Source organism: Capnocytophaga sputigena, from assembly GCF_900446695.1.
GTDB lineage: Bacteria > Bacteroidota > Bacteroidia > Flavobacteriales > Flavobacteriaceae > Capnocytophaga > Capnocytophaga sputigena.
This window is the reverse complement of sequence record NZ_UAVP01000003.1, coordinates 660,866-685,563: the sequence shown is the minus strand read 5'-3', so window position 1 is coordinate 685,563 and position 24,698 is coordinate 660,866. Positions and strand designations below refer to the sequence as shown.

15 protein-coding genes are annotated in these 24,698 nt (G+C 40.3%); 12 read left to right on the top strand and 3 right to left on the bottom strand.

All coding sequences use genetic code 11. From position 1 onward, the window contains the following. Positions 1–48 precede the first annotated feature (48 nt). From glgP to DR017_RS03095, 8 genes are all read left to right on the top strand, one after another. Positions 49–4,293 carry an alpha-glucan family phosphorylase gene (glgP, locus tag DR017_RS03130; protein ID WP_040361512.1) on the top strand — a complete coding sequence of 1,415 codons (4,245 nt, stop codon included), beginning with the start codon at positions 49–51 and terminating at the stop codon, positions 4,291–4,293. A gap of 203 nt (positions 4,294–4,496) precedes the next feature. Continuing rightward, positions 4,497–5,861 carry an OmpA family protein gene (locus tag DR017_RS03125; RefSeq protein WP_002680557.1) on the top strand — a complete coding sequence of 455 codons (1,365 nt, stop codon included), beginning with the start codon at positions 4,497–4,499 and terminating at the stop codon, positions 5,859–5,861. Between the two features lie 88 nt (positions 5,862–5,949). Further along, on the top strand, positions 5,950–7,731 hold the full coding sequence (gene uvrC / locus DR017_RS03120) for an excinuclease ABC subunit UvrC (RefSeq protein WP_002680613.1): 1,782 nt from the start codon (positions 5,950–5,952) through the stop codon (positions 7,729–7,731). A gap of 59 nt (positions 7,732–7,790) precedes the next feature. Then, complete coding sequence (locus DR017_RS03115) at positions 7,791–10,145, top strand: hypothetical protein (protein WP_040361515.1); 2,355 nt, start codon at positions 7,791–7,793, stop codon at positions 10,143–10,145. Positions 10,146–10,381: 236 nt separating this feature from the next. Continuing rightward, positions 10,382–14,668: a DNA-directed RNA polymerase subunit beta' gene (rpoC, locus tag DR017_RS03110; RefSeq protein WP_002680640.1), complete on the top strand. Its 4,287-nt coding sequence runs from the start codon at positions 10,382–10,384 to the stop codon at positions 14,666–14,668. A 3-nt stretch (positions 14,669–14,671) separates the two neighbouring features. Next, the gene (locus DR017_RS03105) at positions 14,672–14,983 is read left to right on the top strand and encodes a DUF3467 domain-containing protein (protein ID WP_002680598.1); all 312 of its coding nucleotides are present in this window, start codon (positions 14,672–14,674) and stop codon (positions 14,981–14,983) included. Positions 14,984–15,260: 277 nt separating this feature from the next. Next, positions 15,261–15,908, top strand: coding sequence for a porin family protein (locus tag DR017_RS03100; RefSeq protein ID WP_002680566.1), 648 nt, complete (start codon positions 15,261–15,263; stop codon positions 15,906–15,908). 356 nt (positions 15,909–16,264) lie between these two features. Beyond that, positions 16,265–18,430: a TonB-dependent receptor gene (locus DR017_RS03095; protein WP_002680582.1), complete on the top strand. Its 2,166-nt coding sequence runs from the start codon at positions 16,265–16,267 to the stop codon at positions 18,428–18,430. A gap of 101 nt (positions 18,431–18,531) precedes the next feature. On the opposite strand, the gene DR017_RS03090 is transcribed toward DR017_RS03095, so the two are convergent. After that, positions 18,532–19,020, bottom strand: a complete 489-nt coding sequence (locus DR017_RS03090) for a dihydrofolate reductase (protein WP_002680649.1) — start codon at positions 19,018–19,020, stop codon at positions 18,532–18,534. Between the two features lie 5 nt (positions 19,021–19,025). Continuing rightward, entirely contained in the window at positions 19,026–19,454 is a 429-nt protein-coding gene (locus DR017_RS03085; protein WP_002680634.1) for a 2TM domain-containing protein, read from the bottom strand. A gap of 100 nt (positions 19,455–19,554) precedes the next feature. Here DR017_RS03085 and DR017_RS03080 point away from each other — a divergent pair, with 100 nt between their 5' ends. Continuing rightward, complete coding sequence (locus DR017_RS03080; protein WP_002680635.1) at positions 19,555–20,889, top strand: class I SAM-dependent methyltransferase; 1,335 nt, start codon at positions 19,555–19,557, stop codon at positions 20,887–20,889. Positions 20,890–20,977: 88 nt separating this feature from the next. Here DR017_RS03080 and DR017_RS03075 read toward each other — a convergent pair whose 3' ends face one another. Beyond that, entirely contained in the window at positions 20,978–22,366 is a 1,389-nt protein-coding gene (locus tag DR017_RS03075; RefSeq protein WP_002680604.1) for an ATP-dependent DNA helicase, read from the bottom strand. A 124-nt stretch (positions 22,367–22,490) separates the two neighbouring features. Here DR017_RS03075 and DR017_RS03070 point away from each other — a divergent pair, with 124 nt between their 5' ends. From DR017_RS03070 to DR017_RS03060, 3 genes are read left to right on the top strand one after another with little or no spacing between them, the layout of a single operon-like run. Beyond that, entirely contained in the window at positions 22,491–23,153 is a 663-nt protein-coding gene (locus DR017_RS03070; protein ID WP_040361519.1) for a hypothetical protein, read from the top strand. Next, positions 23,128–23,970: a DUF3822 family protein gene (locus DR017_RS03065; protein ID WP_040361522.1), complete on the top strand. Its 843-nt coding sequence runs from the start codon at positions 23,128–23,130 to the stop codon at positions 23,968–23,970. The genes DR017_RS03070 and DR017_RS03065 overlap by 26 nt, the downstream gene beginning before the upstream one ends. 9 nt (positions 23,971–23,979) lie before the next feature. Then, the gene (locus tag DR017_RS03060) at positions 23,980–24,687 is read left to right on the top strand and encodes a hypothetical protein (protein ID WP_002680639.1); all 708 of its coding nucleotides are present in this window, start codon (positions 23,980–23,982) and stop codon (positions 24,685–24,687) included. Positions 24,688–24,698: the final 11 nt, after the last annotated feature.

The following is a 24,698-nucleotide window of genomic DNA, read 5'->3' as shown; positions in this document are numbered from 1 at the left end:
ATAACATTAGCTGTTACCCCGTTAACTAAAAACTAACCATTAAATATAATGAATATGACAAAGAAATTCAACCCCGACTATGTGTTTGAAACCAGTTGGGAAGTATGTAACAAAGTAGGCGGTATCCACACCGTTATCGCTACTAAAGCCCCTGCTATTGCCAAACAATTCAGAAGTAAATATATTCTGATAGGTCCTGATATCTGGCAACACAATGAAAATAAAGAATTTGTAGAAAACCCAGGACTCTTCAAATCTTGGCGTGCCAAAGCAGCCTCCGAAGGCTTGCGCGTACGTGTTGGTAATTGGAAAATAGAGGGGAATCCTATTGTTATTCTTGTCGATTTTTCTCATTATGTAAGCGCTAAAAATGAAGTTTTACGTTACTATTGGGATAACTATAAACTTGATTCTTTCAATAGCCCTTGGGATTATGTAGAATCTGTTCTCTTTGGCTATGCCGTTGGAAAAGTAATCGAGAGTTTCGTGAAGTTCAACACAGCCTCACGCGAAAATGTAATCTGTCACTTCCACGAGTGGATGACAGGTAGTGCATTACTCTATTTAGAAGGCGAAATGCCTAAAATAGGCTCTGTTTTCACTACTCACGCTACAGTCGTAGGGCGTTCTATAGCAGGCAATGGCTATCCGCTCTACAACGAAATGAAAAACTACAACCCAGAAGAAATGGCTTACCGTTTTGGGGTACAACACAAGCACTTCCTCGAAAAAGAAACTACTAAAGTAGCCGATTGCTTCACTACTGTAAGTGAAATTACAGCCCAAGAAGCTCAGCACTTCCTCAGTAGAAAAACTGACATTATCACCCCTAATGGCTTCAACGATGCTATTGTTCCTGCTGAAAAAGATTTTGATAAGAAACGCAAAGCAGCAAGAGAACGCCTCATCAATGTGGCACAAGCTCTGGTAACGCAACCTATTAATGAGAATACCAAAATCGTTGCTATCAGCGGTCGTTACGAGTTCCGCAACAAAGGAATCGATGCCTTTATCGATGCTTTAGGTGCCCTCAATCGCAATCCTAAAAACAAAAAAGAGTTATTGGCTTATATACTTATCCCTACAGCCTATGACGCTCCTAATCAAGGATTGCTCAACAACCTTCACCACCCCGAAAAAACTACCCCTAACGAACAAAAACACCTCACTCACATCCTCCCCGATGTTTATAATGATGCCATTGTAAAACGCATCAATGAGCAGCAATTGTTCAACCGCAAGGAGGATAAGGTAAAAGTGATTTTCTGCCCAAGTTACCTCAATGGTAATGACGGCGTGTTCAACCTTTCTTACTACGATTTGCTCATCGGTTTAGATGGAACTGCTTTCCCATCTTACTACGAACCTTGGGGCTATACTCCACTGGAAAGTTTAGCTTTCAAAGTGCCTACTATCACCACTAATTTGGCAGGATTTGGCAAATGGGTGAATGACTACTATCCTCAAAAACAAAAAGCTATAGAAGTAGTCAATCGTACTGATAGCAACTATGGTGAAGTAGTAGGAGCTATCGTCAAAAACATACAAAATCTATTAGATAGCAAAGATGACGATTTTCAAGCATTGCGCGAAACAGCCGGTAAAGTTTCCGAAATCGCTCTTTGGAAAAACTTAGTACAGTACTATATCAAATGTTACGAACTCACCCTCGAAAATATAGAGGATAGAGTAGAAAGTCTTCCTCCGGTAGAAACCGATGGTGTAGCCTATTTAGAAAAATCTAAAGTGGTAAACACTCCTAATTGGCGCAGTGTGATTATCCACCGCGCTATCCCTGAAGCCTTGCAACCTCTCGAAGGACTCGCTAAAAACCTATGGTGGTGCTGGAATGATGAGGCTTACGAAGTGTTCAAATACATTGATAAAGCAAAATGGATAGAAGTGCGCAAAAACCCTATTGCCTTGCTTGATAGCATCTCCCTCTCTCGTTATAAAGAGTTGGAAAACGATGCGGTATTTATGCGTAACCTCTCCAAAGTATATGGTGATTTTCAGGAATATATGGCTAAAAAAACCGAAATGGTAAGTCCGTCTATTTCTTATTTTAGTATGGAATACGGCTTGCACTCTTCTTTGAAAATCTATTCAGGAGGTTTAGGTATCTTAGCGGGCGACTATCTAAAAGAAGCTAGTGATAAAGCTACCAAAATCACTGGGGTAGGTTTGTTATACCGCTATGGTTATTTCACCCAAAAACTGTCCTCAGCAGGTAACCAAGAAGCCGACTACGAAGCTCAAGATTTCTCTAAAATACCCGTAACCCCTGTATTCGACCCCGAGACTGGTAAGTGGATAGTAATTTCTATCGAACTACCTGGGCGTACCCTCTATGCTCGTGTATGGCGTGTCGATGTAGGTCGTATAGAACTCTATCTCCTCGATACCGATTTCGAAAACAACCGCGAAGACGACCGTTCTATCACTCACCACTTATACGGTGGTGACTGGGAAAACCGTCTCAAACAAGAAATGTTGTTAGGTTTAGGCGGTATCAAAATGTTGCGTAAATTAGGTATCAATAGTGATATCTACCACTGCAACGAAGGTCACGCTGCCTTTATAGGTTTGGAACGTCTCAGCGAATTTATCGAACACAACAACCTTACTTTCTCCGAAGCAATGGAAGTAGTACGCGCCTCATCTCTCTTCACTACACACACTCCTGTACCTGCAGGTCACGATGCTTTTGAAGAAGGATTATTACGCGCTTATTTAGGAAGTTACACCGATAAATTGCACGTGAATTGGGAACAAATTCTCGCTCTCGGTAAAATTAACCTGAGCAACCCTCACGAGAAATTCTCAATGAGTAACCTCGCTGCCAACCTCTCCCAAGAGGTCAATGGTGTGAGCTGGCTTCACGGTGAGGTGAGCAAAGATATCCTCAAAGACTTGTGGCCTGGCTATATGCCTGAAGAACTACATATCAGCTATGTGACCAATGGGGTACACCAACCTACTTGGACAGCCGGTCTTTGGAAAGAAGTAGAGAATGAAGTCTTTGGTAAAGACTACAAAACGCACCACTACGACCCTAAGAGCTTTGAAGGTATCTATAAAGTATCCGATCAACGTGTATGGGAAATCAAAACTGCGCTCCGTTCTAAACTCTTGCGACGTGTAGAACAAAAATTGCGTTTAGAGAAAAATACACCTTATTTCTCTCCGCGTCAGTTAGTGGAAATCAAAGAGAATTTGCGTGAAGATATCCTTACTATTGGTTTTGCACGCCGCTTCGCAACCTACAAACGCGCACACTTGCTCTTTACCAATATAGAACGATTAGATAGAATTATAAATAATCCTGAACGCCCTGTACAGTTTATATTTGCTGGTAAAGCTCACCCTGCCGATAAAGCGGGTCAGGATTTGATTAAAAATATCGTCGAAATCTCTAAATTGCCGCAGTTCTTAGGTAAAATATTGTTCATACCTAACTACGATATGGAACTCGCACGCCACATGGTACAAGGAGTCGATGTGTGGATGAACACCCCTACACGTCCGCTTGAAGCCTCTGGAACCAGTGGTGAAAAAGCAGCGATGAATGGCACAATGCACTTCAGTGTGCTCGATGGTTGGTGGGTAGAAGGCTACCGCGAAGATGCTGGTTGGGCGCTACCTATGGAACGTTCCTACGAAAACCAACAGTATCAGGACGAAATGGATGCCGAGACGATTTATAACATCATCGAAGACGAAATCGCACCTATATTCTATGATAAGAATAAAGATGGTATTTCATCTCGTTGGTGCGCCCTTATCAAAAACACGATAGCCAAAGTAGCCGTGAATTTCACCACTACTCGTATGCTCACCGATTACGAAAACCAATATTATTACCCGATGACTGAACGCGTTACCAAACTGAAAGACAATAAGTTTGCTACAGCTATTGAGCTCTCTAATTGGAAACGCAAAGTAACTCAAGAATGGGATAATATAAAGGTAGCCGATTTCAAAGTGCCTAATCGCAACGAGCAACTTATTTCTATCGGTAAAACTTACAAAGGTGAAATCACTTTAGAATTAGGTGATTTGCGCCCTGAAGATGTAGGGGTAGAACTTGTAGTCGCTCAACAAAAAGACGATAAATTCAAAGTCCTCTCTACAACTGAGTTCACAGTAGCAGCGCAAGAAGGTAATAAAGCTACTTATCAATTAGAGATTGCTTCCGAATATCCAGGCGCTTTACACTTGGCAATACGAATTTTCCCTAAAAATAATTTATTGCCACACCGTCAAGATTTTGCCTTGGTAAAATGGTTGTAATCTGAATGTAATTAACTTGTAATCAATAAATTAACAACAAATGGAGCAATGTGTAATACTGTTTTAAACACTGTGTTTTCAAGTCTTTTTTTTAGGGTTTATCAATTTTAACAAAAAAAAATGCACTTAAAAATTTATAGATATTAAAATAATACTTATATTTGCCCCCAAATTTAAATAGTAATCAAAATTCATTTTTAAGTATGAAGAAAATCAAATTAACTTTATTTGCTTTGGCTGCTGCTTTTTCAGTAGGAGTTCAAGCGCAAGATGAAAACAGTCCTTGGCAGATAGGATTTGGAGTAAATACAGTCGATATACGTACTCCAGATGCATTTGGGGACTTGATGAAAGACTGGGGTGGACCAAGTGATATCAACATCCTTCCCGCTGTTTCTCGTCTTTCTGTAGGTAGATACATTGGTTCAGGTTTCTCTGCTGAACTATCTGGATCATTAAACAAAATCGAAAAAGGTTTTGGTTATAACAAAGATCTTGATAACAAAGTAGACTTGTCTTTCTGGGCTGCTAATTTAGCTGTGAAATACCACTTGAACTCTCTATGGAAAGCTGCAAGATGGTTCGACCCATTCTTGCAAGTAGGTGGTGGCTATGCTGCTATTGATAACGAAGGTAAATTCCGCGCTTTAGGTGGCGGTGGTGTAAACTTCTGGTTTACTGAAAACATCGGTATCAACTTGCAAACTGCTTACAACCCAACTTTCAAATCTGATTCTCAAGAAGACTACTTCCAACACGCTGCTGGTATTACCATTAAATTCGGTAAAAAAGACCGTGATAAAGATGGCGTAGCCGATAAAGATGACGCTTGTCCAGACGATCCAGGTAAAAAAGAATTGAACGGTTGTCCTGACCGCGATAATGATGGCGTAGCTGATAAAGACGACGCTTGTCCAGACGAAGCTGGTCTTCCTGAATTAAAAGGTTGCCCAGATAGAGATGGTGACGGTATCGCTGATAAAGATGATGCTTGCCCAGACGAAGCTGGTAAACCAGAATTCAACGGTTGCCCTGATACTGATGGTGACGGTGTTGCTGATAACGTAGACCAATGTAAAGATGTTGCTGGTCCTAAAGAAAACAACGGTTGCCCTTGGCCTGATACCGATGGTGACGGTGTACTTGATAAAGATGATGAGTGCCCAGAAGAAGCTGGACCTGCTTCTAACAACGGTTGCCCTGAAGTAACTCAAGAAGTACAAACTCAATTGAATAGCTTTGCTAAAACTATCTTGTTCGATGTGAACAAAGCTACTATCCGTCCTGAATCAGCTACTGTATTGAACAACATCGTTAATGTATTGAACAAATACAAAAACGCTAAATTCTCAATAGAAGGTTATACTGATACCAGTGGTAACAAAGCTAAAAACCAAAAACTTTCTGAAGATAGAGCTTACTCAGTTAAGGCTTACTTAATTGATAAAGGTATTGACCAAGCTCGTCTTACTGCTAAAGGTTTCGGTCCTGAAAAACCTATCGCTTCTAACAAAACTAAGAAAGGTAGAGAACTTAACCGCCGTGTTGAAATCAACTTGGTAAAATAGTTTTAGGAACATTTTTATCTTTATAAAACCAAAAAAAAGAGGCTGCCACTTTCGGTAGCCTCTTTTCTATCTCTAACCCCTAACCCCTATGTCCATAGATATCCAATTGCAAACCTTGCCTAATAACCCTGGCGTCTACCAGTTCTATGACGCCTCCGATACCCTTATCTATGTAGGCAAAGCTGTCAATCTCAAAAAACGCGTCTCCTCTTATTTCCAAAAAGAACACGATAATGCTAAAACACGCATTTTGGTGCGCAAAATCGTACGTATTGAGCATATCGTGGTAGCTACCGAAAGCGATGCTTTACTACTCGAAAACAACCTTATTAAAAAATACCAACCTCGCTACAACATTCTTTTAAAGGACGATAAAAGCTATCCGTGGATATGCGTCAAAAAAGAACGCTTTCCCCGTGTCTTCTCCACACGCCGAGTAGTGAAAGACGGCTCTTTGTATTTCGGTCCCTATACGAGTATGAAAACGGTGCACACACTATTAGATTTGATAAAAGAACTCTTCCCCTTGCGTAATTGCAACTACGATTTGTCGCCCCAAAACGTAGCCAATCACAAGTTTAAAGTGTGTTTGGAATACCATTTAAAAAATTGTAAAGGACCTTGTGAAGGATATCAAAGCGAACAAGATTATAACAATAATATCCAGCAAATAGTCGAAATTCTCAAAGGAAATTTCAAAGAAGCACTCAAGCATTTCAAAGAAGAAATGATGGCATTAGCTGCCGAAATGCGTTTTGAAGAAGCGCATCTCATCAAACAGAAAATACAAAGTTTGGAAAACTACCAAGCTAAATCTACCATTGTGAGTAGTAAAATTACCAATGTCGATGTATTCTCTATCGTTTCAGATGAAGAATATGGGTATGTAAACTTCTTGCAAGTGGCTTATGGAGCGATTGTGCGCGCTCATACTTTGGAGATTAAAAAGAAATTGGACGAGACGGATAGAGAACTTTTAGAATATGCTATTATTGATATTCGCGAACGCTTCTTCTCTGTATCTAAGGAAATTATCGTACCTTTTGATGTAACCCTTTCCGACGGATTGCAAGCTACTATCCCTAAAGCAGGTGAGAAAAAACAACTCTTGGAACTCTCCTTGCGCAATGCCAAACACTTCCGTCAAGATAGGTTCAAACAAGAAAAAATAGTAGACCCTGAACGCCATACCAATCGCATTCTCACCCAGATGCAACGCGATTTGCACCTCTCGGTACCTCCCGTGCATATAGAGTGTTTCGATAACTCTAACATTCAGGGTACGAACCCTGTATCAGCTTGTGTTGTCTTTAAAAATGCCAAACCGAGCAAAAAGGACTATCGCCATTTCAATGTAAAAACTGTCGAAGGTCCTAACGATTTTGCCTCTATGGAAGAAGCGGTATATCGCCGTTACCGCCGTTTGTTAGATGAACAGCAACCGCTGCCTCAACTCATTATCATCGATGGAGGTAAAGGGCAACTCTCATCAGCTCTAAAAGCCTTAGAACAGTTAGAATTGCGCGGTAAGATAGCCATTATAGGTATTGCCAAGCGTTTAGAGGAAATTTATTTTCCCGAAGATAGTGTCCCTTTGTATTTAGATAAGCGTTCCGAAACCCTGCGTGTAATTCAGCAATTGCGTGACGAAGCTCACCGTTTTGGTATTACGTTCCACCGCCAAAAACGCAGCAAATCAGCTATCGTATCCGAACTCGATGGAGTAGGGGGGATAGGCGATAAAACCAAAGAAACACTCCTCCAACACTTCAAATCCGTAAAACGCATCCGTGAGGCTACATTAGAAGAACTCACAAAGGTCGTAGGTTTTAGAGGTAAAAAAGTGTATGAGTATTTTCACCATCCGTAATTTGCTAATTTGTTAATTATTACATATCTTTGCACTTTCATCATCAATATTTTTAAGTAGTGAAGTATTGTTTCTACATAATAACCTTGCTCTTTTTGGTTGCTTGTACTTCTAAAGAAAAAAAAGCAACCATCACTCCTTTTACTTTCCCCGAAAATACTGAGCTCATCTACCATATCAACAACCGCGACAACTTTCTGAGTGCCCTTACGAACAATAGCTTTTGGAAAGCTCATAACCCTCGTATATTGCGTTTGCACGAGGTAAAACTCTTAGGAACTTTACCCATAAATGATGATATATGGGTAGCATTTTCTACTGAAGGCAATTGCTTCTTTATTTGTAAAAAAGAAAATAACGAGAAATCAACTACTTGGAAAAACGCCTCTGCACAAGTGCAAAAACAAGCCTTGTTTGGCAAAGAGTGGTTCTATACAATTTATGGTGATTACTTGCTCATCAGCGATGGCGAAAAACTTTCTGAGTACACTTCTTTAAACAAACAAAACAAGAGCGATGCTCAACAGGATTTAGAAAAACTACAACAAATTAGCGGTACTGAATGTGTAGCAAACCTATTTTTACAAAAAAACGCTGCCAACGATTATTTCGAACCTTTCTTTGGTGAAAAACCACTTGCAAATTGTAAAAACTGGGTAGCTTTTGATCTCTTTTTAGAAGAAAACAATGTGCGTCTCAGTGGGGTAACCACTATTGATAAAGAGGCAAATACCGATGTGATGCTCCACACTGTCCCCTATCAAAACGATGCGTTAAGTCTAATGCCTGCCCGCGTGCTCAGCATCGATGCTTATACTTTTGATGATGCCGAAAAACTAACACAAAACGACAGTATAGCACAGGAAAGTCCCTTTAGAACTTCTATCAATGGGGTTGCTTTTGGGCGCGTAACCGAAGGTCAATTTGCAGTTGTTTCCTCATTTGATGTAGATGAAACCCTCCAACAGCTACCCGTGCTCTCCGAGGATTTCCAGTACAACTTCCCGATGTACGAACTCAACCCCGACCTGCCCGTCGGTTTCTTCACTTCATTTGTAAAAGATTTCATTCCGCGTTATGCAGGCGTATATCAAAAGCAATTGGTACTCACCAAAACCAAAGAACTCCTCATCTCTGTAGTGAATGATATGCAGCGAGGAAATGTGTTATCAGCGAATAAAGCCTTTGGTTTATTAGAGGAAAATAGTGCTTCAAATGTTACTTTCTCCCGCATTGTCAATCTCTACGACAATCCATCTTTTAGCAGTCGTTTTCCTGCAATAGCCGAAAATTATCGTTGGGCTCTCTTCCAGCAAACGCCTCAAAACGACTATTACGTGCTGAATTTTGTAAGTGAAAAACAAACTGAAAGCACCCTTTCTGATGAGATGCGCGAGCGTTTCCGCTTTGCCTTAGACGATGCTATGGCAAGTGAGCCTGTTATTCTCTTAAATCACCGCACCAAACGATTGGAAATTGCTGTGCAAGATGAGAATAACTACCTCTATCTCATAGGTAACAACGGCTCACTATTGTGGAAAAAACGCTTAGATGGAAAAATACAAAGCCCTATCTACCAAGTAGATTTGTTCAAAAATGGCTTCCTACAAATGGCTTTCACTACCGAAAAATCCATTTGGGTTATCGATCGCAATGGCAATAATGTAGCACCTTTCCCTTTGCAATATAAAACTCCCATTACGCCCTTAGAAGTCTTTGATTACGAAAGTAATCGTGAATATCGTTTCCTCTTTGCCGAAGGTAATACTCTTCACCTTTTAGATAAGAAAGGACAAGAAGTGAAAGGTTTTAACCAGAGTGCGAATGGCAAACCTTTGTTTACCCCTAAACACTATCGTTTCAATGGGAAAGACTATCTCATTTACTCATCTAACAATGGCACTTTCAACATCTTGCACCGTAATGGCGAGCCCCGTATTACCGTGAAAGGCGCCTATAGTTTTTCTAACAATCCGCCTTTGGTGTTAGGTAACCTCTTTATGTTCACTAATACTGATGGTACGCTTATCTCTATAGACGAAAAAGGCGGAATGACCCGCAAAAACCTATCACTTACCGAACCTTTTTATTGGGGTGGAAATCGCTATGTACTTACCTCACTTTCAGGGAATATACTCACTATTGGTAATCAGCGTATCGAACTCACTGAAGGAAAATACAGCCGTCCTAAATTGTTTCGCATTCGCGCAATGAACTACGTATCAGTAACCGAACAGAACACTCAAAAAGCCTACCTATACGACGAAAAAGGTAACTTGTTAAAAGATTTTCCCGTAGAGTCTATTTCGCCCATCGCTATAGATGTAGATTACGATAAATCTATCTGGGTAGTCACCGAAAAAAACACTACCGAATTGATATTGTACACAATGAAACAATTTGCTAATGAGTAGATTTACCTTTACTCTGAGAATCCCGAGAACTCCCAGAATTCCTCTTGCCTTACAGTAATTTGCTAATTCCCCTAATTTCCCAACTCTCAACTACTTAAAAACTTTTTCAAAAAATATTCTCAAAAAACTATTGCCATTTCAAAAAATAGTAGTACTTTTGCACGATATTTTGTAAATAGGCTTCGTGGGGACTCCCCAACGAGGTCACATAAACTTATTATATTCACCATAACAATATGGCAAGAGAAAAAACAACAGCTGTTCCTAAATTTGATAAAATTTCGATCGGTTTGGCCTCCCCCGAATCTATCTTAGCCGTTTCACGCGGCGAGGTTACTAAACCCGAAACTATCAACTATCGTACTCACAAACCTGAACGCGACGGGTTGTTCTGTGAGCGTATCTTTGGTCCTGTAAAGGACTATGAATGTGCTTGTGGTAAATACAAACGCATTCGTTATAAAGGCATCGTCTGCGACCGTTGTGGCGTGGAAGTGACCGAGAAAAAAGTACGCCGCGAAAGGGTAGGACATATCAACCTCGTGGTGCCTATCGCTCACATTTGGTATTTCCGCTCTTTGCCTAACAAAATCGGCTATTTGTTAGGTCTTCCTTCCAAAAAGTTGGATATGATTATCTACTACGAACGCTATGTAGTTATCCAACCAGGTATTGCCAAAGGTCCAGAAGGTGAAGATTTACAATATTTAGACTTCCTTTCAGAAGAAGAATACCTCGCTATTACCGAGAGTCTTCCAGCTGATAACCAATACTTAGAAGATACTGATCCCAATAAGTTTATCGCTAAAATGGGTGCCGAGTGTCTCCTAGAACTCCTCGAACGTTTGGATTTAGACGCCCTTTCTTATGACTTGCGCCACAAAGCCAACAACGAAAGTTCTAAACAACGCAAAACCGAAGCGCTTAAACGCTTACAAGTGGTAGAAGCCTTCCGTGAATCTCAAAAGAACCGCGAAAACAAACCTGAATGGATGATAATGAAGGTGATTCCTGTAATCCCGCCCGAATTGCGTCCATTGGTGCCGCTTGATGGAGGACGTTTTGCAACTTCCGACCTCAACGACTTATACCGCCGTGTGATCATCCGCAACAACCGCCTCAAACGCTTGATGGAAATCAAAGCACCTGATGTGATTTTGCGCAACGAAAAACGTATGTTGCAAGAGTCTGTAGATTCACTCTTCGATAACACTCGTAAATCATCAGCGGTAAAAACCGAATCTAACCGTCCGCTTAAATCTCTTTCCGATTCATTGAAAGGTAAACAAGGACGCTTCCGTCAGAACCTCCTCGGTAAACGTGTGGATTACTCTGCTCGTTCCGTTATTGTGGTAGGTCCTGAACTCAAAATGTATGAATGCGGTTTGCCAAAGAATATGGCAGCCGAACTCTATAAACCGTTTGTAATCCGCAAGCTCATTGAGCGCGGTATCGTAAAAACGGTAAAATCAGCTAAGAAAATTATCGACAAAAAAGAACCTGTAGTATGGGACATCTTGGAGAACGTGATCAAAGGTCACCCAGTACTCCTCAACCGTGCCCCTACATTGCACCGCTTGGGTATTCAGGCATTCCAGCCTAAACTCATTGAGGGGAAAGCTATCCAGTTGCACCCATTGGTGTGTACAGCGTTCAATGCCGACTTCGACGGTGACCAGATGGCGGTACACTTGCCTCTCGGTCCTGAGGCTATCCTCGAAGCTCAACTCTTGATGTTGGCTTCTCACAATATCCTCAACCCTGCCAATGGTTCTCCTATCACCGTACCTTCTCAAGATATGGTCTTGGGGCTTTACTACATCACCAAAGGTCGTAAATCTACCCCTGAGTACCCTATCAAAGGTGAAGGTCTCACATTCTATTCTGCTGAAGAGGTAAATATCGCTTACAACGAAGGTAAATTGAGCCTCAACGCTTTCATCAAAGTGAAAGTACGCGACCTCGACGAGAATGGCAATGTGTATTATCCTATAGTAGAAACTACTACGGGGCGTGTGCTCTTCAACGAGTTGGTGCCTTTGGAAGTAGGCTATGTAAACGAAGTACTTACTAAAAAATCTCTCCGCGACATCATCGGTCGTATCCTCAAAGCAACCAGCATTCCTGTAACGGGTGATTTCTTGGATAAAATCAAGAATATGGGTTACCGTTTCGCCTTCAAAGGTGGATTGTCATTCAGCTTAGGAGATATCATCATCCCACAAGAAAAAGCGGATATGATTGCTGAAGCTAATGGTCTCGTTGATGGTATTATGATGAACTATAATATGGGTCTCATCACCAATAACGAGCGTTACAACCAAGTGATTGACGTATGGACATCTACCAATGCTCAACTTACTGAATTGGCGATGAAACGCATCAGTACCGACCAGCAAGGATTCAACTCTGTGTATATGATGCTCGACTCTGGAGCGCGTGGTTCTAAAGAGCAGATTCGTCAGCTTACTGGTATGCGTGGTTTGATGGCTAAACCTAAAAAATCTAGCGTAGGTGGGGGCGAAATTATTGAGAACCCTATCTTGTCGAACTTTAAAGAAGGTTTGTCAATCCTCGAGTACTTCATCTCTACCCACGGGGCTCGTAAAGGTCTTGCCGATACCGCTTTGAAAACTGCCGACGCTGGTTATTTAACTCGTCGTTTGGTCGATGTTTCACAAGACGTAATCATCAACACCGAAGATTGCGGTACCTTGCGCGGGGTAGAAGTACGTGCGCTCAAAAAGAATGAGGAAGTTGTAGAAACCCTTGGCGAACGCATCTTGGGTCGTGTATCACTCCACGATGTATACAATCCTCTTACCGAAGAGCTCCTCGTAGCTGCTGGTGAAGAAATTACTGAAAAAATAGTAGATAAAATAGATGCTGCACCTATCGATATGGTAGAAGTGCGCTCTGCACTTACCTGTGAAGCAAAACACGGTATTTGTGCAAAATGTTACGGTCGCAACCTTTCTACTGGTCGTATGGTTCAGAAAGGGGAAGCTGTAGGTGTAGTTGCTGCCCAATCTATCGGTGAGCCTGGTACTCAGCTTACCTTGCGTACTTTCCACGCGGGTGGGGTTGCTGGTAACGTATCCGAAGAAAATAAAACTGAAGCGCGTTTCGATGGTATCATCGAAGTAGAAGATTTGCGCGTAGTAAGTGGTAAAGACAACGAACAAAACCCTGTAGATGTGGTAGTTCGTTCATCAGAACTCCGCGTTCTCGACCCTACTACTAAAATGGTGCTTCAAACACACGATATCCCTTATGGAGCTCACATCTTTGTAAAAGATAAACAAGAAGTGAAAAAAGGCACTTTGCTTTTCCAATGGGATCCGTACAACGCTGTAATCATCTCTGAATACTCTGGTAAAATCGCTTACGAAGATATCGAACAAGGGGTTACTTACCAAGTAGAAATCGATGAGCAAACTGGTTTCCAAGAAAAAGTGATTGTAGAATCACGTAACAAAAAGTTGATTCCTACCTTGCTTATCGTTGATAAAAATGGTGAAACGCTCCGTTCTTACAACTTGCCTGTAGGTGCCCACATTATGGTGGATAACAACAGCAAGATTGAAGAAGGTAAAGTACTCGTGAAAATACCGCGTAGTTCTGCAAAAGCTGGGGATATCACTGGGGGTCTTCCTCGTGTTACCGAGCTCTTCGAAGCGCGTAACCCATCAAACCCTGCTATCGTATCCGAAATCGACGGGGTGGTATCATTCGGTAAAATCAAACGTGGTAATAAAGAAGTTATCGTTACCTCTCGTTTAGGCGACGAACGCAAGTACTTGGTTAAGCTCTCAAGCCAAATCTTGGTACAAGAAAACGACTTTGTACGTGCAGGTAAACCTCTATCCGATGGCTCTGTAACTCCTGATGATATCTTGCGTATCAAAGGACCTTCAGCTGTACAGCAGTACTTAGTAAACGAAGTACAAGAGGTATACCGCCTCCAAGGGGTGAAAATCAACGACAAACACTTTGAGGTTATCGTTCGCCAAATGATGCGTAAAGTCGAAATTCAAGACCCAGGTGATACCCTCTACCTCGAAGGTCAGTTGGTTCACAAAGACGACTTTATCGAAGAAAACGATCGTCTATTCGGTAAAAAAGTAGTAGAAGATGCAGGTGATTCCGAAAACTTGAAAGCAGGACAAATAGTGAGCCTCCGCGAATTGCGTGATGAAAACTCACTCCTCAAACGTTCTGATAAGAATTTGGTAATTGCTCGTGATATCATTCCTGCTACCGCTATGCCAGTGTTACAAGGTATCACACGTGCTTCATTGCAAACTAAATCGTTCATCTCAGCAGCTTCCTTCCAAGAAACTACTAAAGTGTTGAACGAAGCAGCTGTAAGTGGTAAAATAGATACCCTCGACGGCTTGAAAGAAAACGTAATCGTTGGTCACCGTATCCCTGCAGGTACAGGTCTTAAAGAGTACGAGAAAATCATCGTAGGATCTAAGGCTGATATGGAACCAGTAGTCGAAAAGAAAAAATCGAGATAAACAATGAACGAAGTAGAAGAAAAAGAAGGACAGTTGAGCATTGAGCTCGACGATAAGATTGCTAAAGGAGTGTACTCTAATTTAGCGATTATCAACCACTCATCTACCGAGTTTGTAGTAGATTTCGTGAGTGTAATGCCAGGGATGCCCAAAGGAAAAGTGCGCAGTCGCATTATTCTTACCCCCGAGCACGCCAAACGATTGCTATTTGCTTTAGATGATAATATCCAAAAGTTTGAACAAGCTAATGGAACAATCTCTAATAGCGACGACCGTCACGCCATACCTCTGTTTGGTGTAACCGGACAAGCCTAATCAGCTAATAGTTAACAACTAACAGTTAATAATATTTTGCCAAAGATGTAAACAGCCCGTGTGGCTCACATCTTTGGCAAATTTTTACTTTTATAAATTTATTATTTATCTGATTTTCAAAATATTTACATTTCTACTTTAAAAATAAAAGTTAAAATATTTGCATAGTATCAATATTTATTGTAATTATGCGCTAAAATTAATATTACATTCAGTATACAAATATCAAAAAAATATATAAGGTGTTTTTCTAACTAATTTTAAACCATTATTAAAAATGAGAAGAATTATTACAACTATCGCCGTTGCTATTGCAACGATTTGTACTGCTAATGCTCAAGAAATTAAATTGGGTGCTAGAGCAGGTGTCAATTTTGCTACACTTCCTTCTGATGAAGTAATAACAACAGTTTTGGGTACTACAACTACTGTTAAAACAGAATATGGTTTTAGAACTGGTTTCCACTTTGGAGCTTTTGCTGAATATGGCTTTAATGATAAACTTTTCCTCGAAGCAGGTATTTCCTATTCATCTCAAGGAGCAAAATTAAAATCAATAGAAACTACTACTAAAAGTCCGTTGGGAACTATATCAGGAAAGGTAAATGTTGACGACACTACTACTATTCTTAACCAACTGAACGTACCTATCTGGTTGAAATATGACTTTGCAGGATTTCGCCCAAAAGTAGGTCTTAATTTTGGATATTTAGCTAATATGAAAGCTAAAACAAGCGATAAAACAGAATCTGTTGATCCTGATAAACGATTTGATTTTGGCATAGGAATAGGTGCTGAATACAATTTGGATATGGGCTTGTTCTTCGACGCTAACTTTACCTATGGTTTAACTAACCTGTCTAATAATAATGATTCCCCTTTAAAAAATCGCGTTATCCAAATTGGGGTGGGTTATAAATTCTAATATGAGAAAGCTATTATGTGTTTTTCAAATCAATAATCTTTTGTTGTAACACCTTATATAAACATATAATAGCTTTCTTCTTAAAGATTTTGCCAAGTATTATTAATGCTTGGCAATTTTTTGTCATTTGTATTTTGTATTTCGGAATTATTTTGTACTTTTGCCGCCGTCTCATAAGGGGTGCTGTAATAGGCTGAGATCATACCCATTGAACTTGAACGGATAATCCCGTACAAGGAATGAAACTAAGCGAATGGAGCTTGTTTTTGCTTTTGGGTAGCATAAACAGGCTTTTTTTATTTTATTAACACACCAAATAATCACCTCTTTTATTTGTTAAAAAACCTTATTTTTTAATGAAAAATGTACTTTTGTACGCAGCTATTGCCATCTCTACCTCAGCAATAGCACAACAAGCGGAATCTCCATTAGATTCTGTTATCTCTCCAGCTAAGCCCATTCAGCTTGACGAAGTATTAGTATCGTCGGTGAGGGCTACCAAAAAACTTCCCGTAACCTTTTCTAATCTCTCTAAGGAGGAAATTAAGACCAAAAATTTCGGTCAGCAGTTGCCTTTATTGTTAGGTCAGTTGCCTAATGTGGTGAGCTATTCCGAAGATGGTTCGGGCTTTGGCAGTAGCAATATGTTTGTACGTGGGAGCGACCTGTACCGCACCAATGTAACTATCAACGGCATACCGCTCAACGACTCCGAATCGCAAGGGGTATTTTGGTATAATCTCTCCGATTTTGCTTCTTCTGCCGAAAGCATACAATTGCAACGCGGGGTAGGCACATCTTCTAATGGGGCAGGAGCTTTCGGCGCAAGCCTTAACGTCCTCACCGATGCCGTACAAGAGCACGCATCAGGGGAACTCGCCAACTTCTATGGCAGTTATAATACTCACAAACACAGCCTTAAACTTTCCACTGGAAAACTCAATGACCGTTTTGAGCTTAGCGGACGCTTTTCTGTAATCAAAAGTGATGGGTATCGCGACCGCGCTTCCTCCGATCTTAAATCCTACTTCTTGCAAGGTGCTTATAGTCACGGAGGTACGCTCATCAAAGGATTGGTATTTGGTGGCAAACAAAGTGTATATCTCACTTATTTAGGAGTGGATAAAGAAACTTTGAATAGCAATCGCCGTTACAATCCTGCGGGAGCTTATAAAGATGCCGCTGGTAACAAACGTTTCTACGACAACGAAACTGATAACTATCAGCAAGACCATGCTCAATTGCACTGGACACAACAGTGGAGTACTGCGTGGCATACGCAACTCTCATTTCACTACACCAAAGGTAAAGGATATTGGGAGAACTATGAGAAGAAAAAATATTCTAAGGTAGGCTTGCCTAAAGTACTCGATGGAGCAGGCAAGGAGCAAAAAGCATACATCATTCACCAACAAGGATTGAACAACGATTTCTGGGGTACTACTTTTTCGGCAAACTATCAGAAAGACGGCATGCAACTGCTCTTTGGAGGATTGCTCAATCGTTATGAAGGTGCTCACTACAAAGATTTGCTATGGGCAGAAAAAGCGCCTTTTGTATATGGCAATCGCTATAGTTACGAAGGACTCAACACCAAAGAAGAAGCCGCAGGTTACGGGAAACTTACTTGGCAATTTGCCCCTAAATGGAGCTTATTTGCCGATTTGCAATTCCGTCACGTAGGTTATAAGGCTAATAAATACAAGGTAGATGAAAGTCTTAACAGCTTCAATCCTAAAGCAGGTCTTACCTTCTTTTTGAATGAACACAACGACCTTTATGTTTCTTATGCACGTGCTACTAAAGAGCCTAACCGCTCCGATTACAAAAGTTATTACGAAGCTTTGCAGGACGATCCTAATGCTAAAAAACCTATCGCCGAGAAACTCAACGATATCGAACTCGGTTGGCGACTCACCACCCCCAAAGTGCGTTTGAATCTCAATGGTTATTATATGGCTTATCAAGACCAATTAGTGCTTTCAGGGAAACTCAACAGCACTGGTTATCCTATCCGTGAGAATGTGGGTAAGAGCTATCGTGCAGGAGTTGAAGCCGATGCAATGGTACAACTCTCAGAGCGTTGGTTCTGGTCACCCAATTTAGCTTTTAGTAAAAATCTAAACAAAGATTATAAAAGTCAAGATGCTGATGTAGCCACTCGCACTATTAGTTGGGGCGACACCCGCATTTCCTATTCTCCCGATGTAGTGCTTGGTAATACCATTACTTTTATGCCTATTGATGGTTTTCAGATAGGGCTGATTTCTAAATATGTGGGTGCACAATATGTAGATAACACCGAACGTGATCAAGCAAAACTTGATGCTTATTTTGTGAATAACCTCAGTTTGCAATACGAGTGGAAGCCTAAAAGCACTTTCAAATCAGTGTTGTTTTCGGTAATGGGGAATAACATTTTCAACACCAAATACACTCCTTATGGCGATAATGGCTACGGAATGGTATATATTCCCGCTGCCGAAGCGAATTACTTAGCAGGAGTAACACTCAGTTTTTAGTTACATTGTAGGGGCGTTTTGCAAATGCCCCTACAAAACAAAACCTTTATAATATTAAAAAAGCTGTCTATTTAGACAGCCTTTTTTATTTTTCTTATCTCTTACCTTTTTAAGTATTTCTCAAAAACAAACCTATAAGCATGACGCTCATCTTTTTCAAAAGGTTCAGAGCTTACTAACTCCCATTCTTCAGTGTTAAATTCAGGGAAAAACACATCAGCTTCTGGGAAAGTGTGGTGCACACGTGTGAACTCTATCACATCGGCAAGAGGCAATGCTTGAGCGTAGATTTCACCACCTCCTATCACATAAGGGTTGGGGTCTATGGCAAGTGCTTTTTCAATAGCTTCCTCTAAGGATTTTACTACTATGATGCCTTCTTTTATATAGTCTTTTTGACGTGTAATCACTATATGGGTGCGATTAGGCAAAGGTTTAGGAAAAGTCTCAAACGTCTTCCGCCCCATAATAATACAATGCCCTGTAGTGAGGCGTTTGAAATGTTTGAAATCTTCAGGCAAATGCCAAAGCAAATCGCTTCCTTTACCTAAAGCATTGTGCTCATCGGCGGCAGCTATAAGAGTAATCATAGAATTTACACTGTAGGATTTGTGTTGGAAGTAGAACTTTGTGCAGTTTGTTCAACTGATAATTCGCGTTGTGCTTGTTCTTTTTGTGTGGCGAATTCTTTTTCCACAGCAGCTTCCATTTTAATGAGTTTTTTCTGTTGGGCAGCAATGAGTCGTTCGCGTTGTTTTTCTTGCCATTGTTTACCTAAAAATCGATTGAAAATGAACACGTTCATTGCGTGCCATAGCCAGAAGAAAAGCCAAATAAGGCTTGCCCAAATATACCAGTTATAGTCTACCCCATAACCTAATACTTTATTGGCAACAGCAAAAAATATACAGCCTAAAACCATTACAAAGAAGTGAATGTACAAAAGTCTCTTTTGTTTAAGGCGTTTTTCAGCGTTTTTGAAGAGTTCGTATTGTTCGGGAGTGAGTTGTTGAGTGTCTGCCATTTTATTTATCATTTTAATATTCAGGTGCAAAAGTAAGAATAATTTGTGAATTAGCCAATTTGTTCTTACTTTTGTGCTTTCATTAGTAAATTGGTAGATTATGATTATACAAATACGTTCCAACAATCCTCACTTATTGGATGTTCTCAATAAAAACCCTAACACCGATTTTGGTATCTATGCCAAATCCCTTCGCAATGGGCAACTCATAGGTAATGCGGTAAATGCGCATCAGTACGATGTAGTTTTTCAAGATACTCGTTACAGTTATCTACCTGAAGAGAGCAACCAAATTGATTTCCAAAGCTATTGTTCGCCTTTGGTAATCTTGCATTGTTGCAACGAATTTTTCAAAGACCAATTGCAGGAAAAAGAATCTTATTTCGAGCAGGAAATCAAATGGTTGGGCAAAAAACGCAGTGAGGTGGATAACCAGCCGTGTACTATTGAGGTTAAAAACCTCTATATCAATTCTTCTTGGTACAGTGGCGGACGTTTTTTAATGGAACGTTATTTCAAAAATTGCCAAATCACCCCTCTTATCGGTAATAATGTAGCCCTTAAAATAGAAGGAAAAACCATTTTTGAGGCGCTCAACTTGCTCAGCTTTATAGCTGTGATTACGCATATTACCAATGAATATGGCGAATATACTTATATCGACGACTTTTTCGCCCAAAAATACGCGCGTATCCTCACCAATATAGACGATGTGCCTTATTTTGTGTTCTACCTCTTTATCAAGCGCGCCGTGAAGAGCGAGCGCCAACTCAATGAAATAAAACCTGCTTTCGAGGCGTATTTCAAAGCTAAAGGACTTGATATTGAGTTCCAATTTACTGATACTCACGGCAGTCGTATGGAGTTTGCGGTAAAAGAGTTTGGTTTCGATTTCCCTATTTTGGATATAGGCTGTGGTGAACTGAAATACTACCGCCGTTTTATGCGCAAGAACTACAGTTATAATCACCCTTATTTTGCAACCGATATAGACCCTGCAGTAGCCGATTATGCCAAAAGTCTTTCTTACAAAATGGAGACTGACAACCTTGTGTTCCTGCGTAGTTTAGATGATTTTGCATACCAAAAACCGGTGAATATCCTCCTTACCGAAGTGATTGAACACAACACTCCTGCCGATGCTAAGACTTTGGTAGAAAGATGTTTGCAAATCCCTTTTCACAAAATGATTATCACCACCCCCGATAGCAGATTCAACAAGTATTATTTTGATGACCCTCAGAACGCTATCCGCCACGACGACCACCATTTTGAATGGAATGATGTGGAGTTTCGCACTTTCATCAGTGAGGTACTCGCACCTTATCCTCATTGCGAAGTGCGCTATGTAGGTATAGGTGATAAAATCAACGGTGTATGCCCTACACAAGCCGCTGTTATTCAAGCAACAGGTAAAGCCAGCAAGGGCTCATAGTTAGGTATGTAAGTTTTAGTATTAGAACTATTTTGCCCTCACTTCAGCGAAGTGGGGGCTTTTCTTTATGATGCAAAATTATCAATTGTCAATTAAAGTCTGTATCAGGAAATCCTATCAAATATACTTGTTGTTTGGCGCGGGTAAGAGCAGTATACAGCCAGCGGTAGTAACTTTCGTCAATTACGTAATCTTCAGGTAAGTAGGGCTTTTCAATGAAAATAACATCCCATTGTCCACCTTGACTTTTATGACAGGTAATAGCGTAGGAGAATTTCACTTGTAAAGCATTGAAGTACGGATTTTCTTTCAGTTGTTGGTGTTTTTTGTATGATGAAGGTTCATCGTAATAATCGGCGAGCACTTCTTCGTAGAGTTGTTGGTTTTCAGCAGGCGTAAGGGCAGGCGCTTCGCTGTAGAGGGTGTTGAGGAGAATTACAGTATCAAAAGGCGGTTGGTTAGGGTAATCAATGAGTTGTGCAGAAACTTCAGCAAATCTAAAACCGTATTCTTCGTAAAAACTATAAATATGGAGTACCTCTATGATATCGCCATTGGCAATAAAACTCACTTCGGGGTTGTTTTTGCACCAAAAATAATTGTTTTTCACTACCATTAGCAGGTCGCCTGCCGCTATTTCATCTTCTATATCAAGGATAGTGCGGCGTATATAGGCATTCCACCCTACAGCACGCTTGTTAGAGCGCACAATAATAGCGGTTTCTTCACTTCCGTAAAGTTCATAACTCTCGTTAATAGCATCGGCAATATCCTCGCTACCCGTGAGCCGGATAACATCAGGACTTTTGAGGCTGAACAGAAAATCGGGTGATTTAGCTTGTCCGAAAAGCGTTTTGCGCAGGCGGGTAGCATTGCGCAAAATCCCCGATTTGTTTTTTTGTCGTAGCACCTCAGTGAGGGTAGTAGAGAGAACCTCTTTGTTATATTGATATTCTAAATGACTCACACTCAATGCCGGACTCACCTCAGTACCCACAGGTGGTAGCTGGGCAGTATCGCCTATAAGTAACAACTTGCAATTTTTGCCCGAGTAGACAAAGCGCATCAGGTCGTCTATATCGGCGAGCATCGATGCCTCATCTACTATAAATAAGGTATTGTAGTGTTTATTGGCACGCAGTTTGAAGGATATTTCAGTGCCCATTGTTGTGGTGTAGTAAAGGTACTTATGGATAGTGAACGCCTGTTTTTTAGCGAAATGCGACATCACTTTAGCTGCCCTACCCGTCGGTGCTAAAAGTACCGCTTGGTGGTGAATCAGGGGAAGTGTAGCGATAAGGCAGCGCGTGATAGAGGTCTTTCCCGTACCTGCAAATCCTTTCAACAAGAATATTTTTTGCGAGGCATTAGCATCAAAAAGATAGTTGGTGAGCATTTGCAAAGCAACTTCTTGTGAAGGGGTAGGGGTATGTTTAAACGCCTGAAAGAGAGCGTTGAGAAAGGCTTTTTCATCCATCGTAAAAAGTATTGAGCGCACAAAAATATAAAAAAAAGTTAAAATAATTTTTTAGTTTCAAAAAAAGATTGTAGTTTTGCGCTATGCCAGTCAAAAAAAATTTATTTAATATAATATTAAAACGATGAAAAAAATCTTACAAATTGCATTTTATCTATTAGGATTCGTGTTCTGCTTCCTAATTTACAGATCTATCACAGGTCCTATTGAATTTAACAAAATTAAGGAAAATCGCTACACTGAGGTGATCAAAAAGTTGAAGGACATTCGCAATGTTCAAGATGCTTATTTAAAAATTAATGGTGTTTACGCTAAAAATTTCGACGAACTTACTAAGTTTGTAGAAAATGCACGCTTTACCATCACTTCTCAACGCGATACTAGCTGGGTAGAGTTCGACAAAGGTTTTAACATTGACGTGATGCGTCAAGGAGTGCGTATTGATACCTTAGGATATGTATCAGTAAAAGATTCGTTGTTTAAAAACGATACTCGTTACAAAACTATGGGTGATTTACCTACTTTCAAAGGTGTGAGACCAGGTAAATTTATAATGGAAACAGATGAAATTACCGATAAAAACGGTGTAAAATCATCAGTCTTCCAAGTTTATGTGCCTAAAAAAGATATACTAGAAGGTTTAGATGAAGGCTTAGTAGCTAAAGAAATTCAAAAAACTTCAGTAGAAGATGTAAGAGGTCCTAATATCCAAGTAGGTTCACTAAAAGAAATCACCGTAAATGGTAACTGGCCAACTTCTTATGACGCAAAAATCGCAAAACAATAAACATTTAGAAACGTATTTCAAGGAATTGTCCATTCAAATCAACTTGGATGGACTTTCTTTTTGTGTGTTTAACCCTGTGCTTACCTGCGTGGAATCTATCTACAATTTTCCTGTGAATTTTAGCTATAAAACTCAGGAAGAAATAAATGAACAAGTAGAACGTGTAATCCAAAGTGAAGAAGACCTTCGCCAAGATTTTACCACCATCAGGGTTTTGCACAACACTTCTCTTTTTGCCCTTATCCCACAATCTCTGTACGGCGGTAAGGACGAGATGTTGGACTATCTTAAGTACAGCATCGATATAAACAATGTCGCCCCCGAAACTGTGGAAATCGATAAGATTCTCTCTGTCGAAACAGTAAATGCCTACGTGCCTAACATTCTTGTAAACAATGCTTTGCTCTCTTATTATGGCAGGTTCGACTATCAGCATTTCGCTACCTCACTGCTCAAAATGTTCCTCAAACATTACTCCTCACACGCTTTGGAAGTAATGTATATTTACGCCGAAGTAGGCTCTTTCTACTTTGTAGTCTTCAGAAATAAAAAGCTCTACTATTTCAATCGCTTTAGCTATGAAACTATTGAAGATTTTCTCTACTACATCCTTTTTTCTATTGAACAATTAGATATTGATACCGAGCAAGTGCCTATCTACATCACAGGCGAAGTAGATCCTACAGCTCTGTTTTACAGCAAAGTAAAATACTACGTACGACATATATACCTCATAAAATATCACAAACAAAACTTTGCAGCGGGAATGGATGAACAGCTCATTCGCAGGAATTTCGTGCTGGCACAATCATTTTAACCTAACCCTATGAAATTATCGAACGTATTTATCAATGCATTAAAATTAGTACAAGCTACTTTTGGTATACACCTCTTGGGAGCTCTTCTCCTCTTTGTGGTAGTTTTCACTATATACGCTTTGCTACTCACCACCATTTGGGGAATGCCTATTGAGGGAATCGTAGAACTCAGCAAAAACCCCGAAAGATTGACTGCTTATGTAAATCAACCTCATTTCCTGATAAAATTTTGGTTTTTCTGCTTGCTAATCGATGGAATTATTACCCCTTTCACAGCGGGAGTTTATAAAAATTACGTCGAGGTGATAGCTGGTAGCCGCCCTTCCTTCCGCAACCTTTTTGCTTACTATCACGTGCGTGAAACCAATGATATTTTAGGACATGTGATTTTGCAAATGTGCTTAAAAACCTTAGTTTCAGTAGGTGCTATCGTTATAGGAACAGCTGCTTTAGGCTTAGCGCTTACCACTATCATATCCTTAGTGTTTGTACTCACTGTTCCCATCATTGTATTGGAGGGAAAGTCGCTTTTCAAAGCAATGGGACATAGTTACCAACGGATAATGAGAGCACCTTTTACAGCCCTTATCGTTACCGCCTTTGGAATGGTATGCTTATTGATAGGGCTTTCTGCCTTTGGGATAGGAGTAACAGTTACTTATTCCTATTTGTTAGCAGGTATTTTTAGTATCTATCAAGCGACAAGTAACAAATAAGTAACAAATTA